Origin of the sequence: Companilactobacillus sp. FL22-1 (genome assembly GCF_043951805.1) — a bacterium.
Classification (GTDB): Bacteria; Bacillota; Bacilli; order Lactobacillales; family Lactobacillaceae; genus Companilactobacillus.
The window spans coordinates 1-967 of sequence record NZ_JBINJY010000034.1; the positions used below are offsets into that span (position 1 = coordinate 1).

The window sequence follows — 967 nt, forward strand, 5'->3', positions numbered from 1 at the left end:
ACGCGTGGTGCTAGTTAAATCGTTCTAGACAATATGCCATATTATAAGCTAACACTGCAACCTCTAGGCGTTCTTGAAAACCCGCTAGACTTCTAGCGCGATTATTTTCGGCATTGTAATAACTAAGCAAAGCAAAGTCACTCTCAATTCTCCGTCTGACCGCCATTAGTTGATGATTGTTATGTTTTTTAGCACCTTGCATATTTTTACGATACGGTGTCCAAAGCACATAGCCCATGTGTTTTAGTTTAGCGGCTAAATCCTTGCCTAAATAACCTTCATCGCCTAAAAGATAATGATTAGTAGGATGGGTATTATTCATCAATTCTACTGTTTCTTTAGCATCATGCACCGATGCTTTAGTGACTGCGTAATCAAGCAGATAGCCATCATCGCTCACTATTGCGTGAACCTTGAACCCATAATAGTAGACTTTTTTAGTCGCCTTATAACCAATATCGGCAATATCATGAAAGATTTTGACGCGATAATTACGAACAGGTTGGCAGACCGGAACTGGGAAACTATCAATAATCAGAATTTTACCTGAAAGATCCACTTCTTGGTTCAAAGTATGACGAATCAGATAGATTAAAGGCAAAAGTTGACGAGCTCGGCGATTAAATCGGGAATGGGATAATCCTACAAAGAACCTGCAAAATCTTCTTTGTGATTCAATCCCTAATTCCGCTTGCCAGATAAGCATAGCTAAGATGGAACTATCAGATAGCTTGATCTGATCTGTATTTCTGCGATGCTTAAGGGAGTTCGGAGCATACAGCTTATACCAAGAACGACAAATATTGTTTAAACGAGTAAAACTAACTTGTAAATGATGAGAAAAATGCTTAAGCTTAAGACAGTTCAATCTAGTCAGACTCTTTTCTATTATTACTATTTACAAGTCGAGTCTAACAAGATTGGACTTTTTATTTAACTAAAACGATTTAACTAGCACCACGCGTAT

1 protein-coding gene is annotated in these 967 nt (G+C 37.8%); it reads right to left on the reverse strand.

Annotation, left to right across the window (positions count from 1 at the left end; all coding sequences use genetic code 11):
• Positions 1-10: 10 nt before the first annotated feature.
• Positions 11-868, reverse strand: coding sequence for an IS982 family transposase (locus ACG72T_RS12535; protein WP_395266469.1), 858 nt, complete (start codon positions 866-868; stop codon positions 11-13).
• Positions 869-967: the final 99 nt, after the last annotated feature.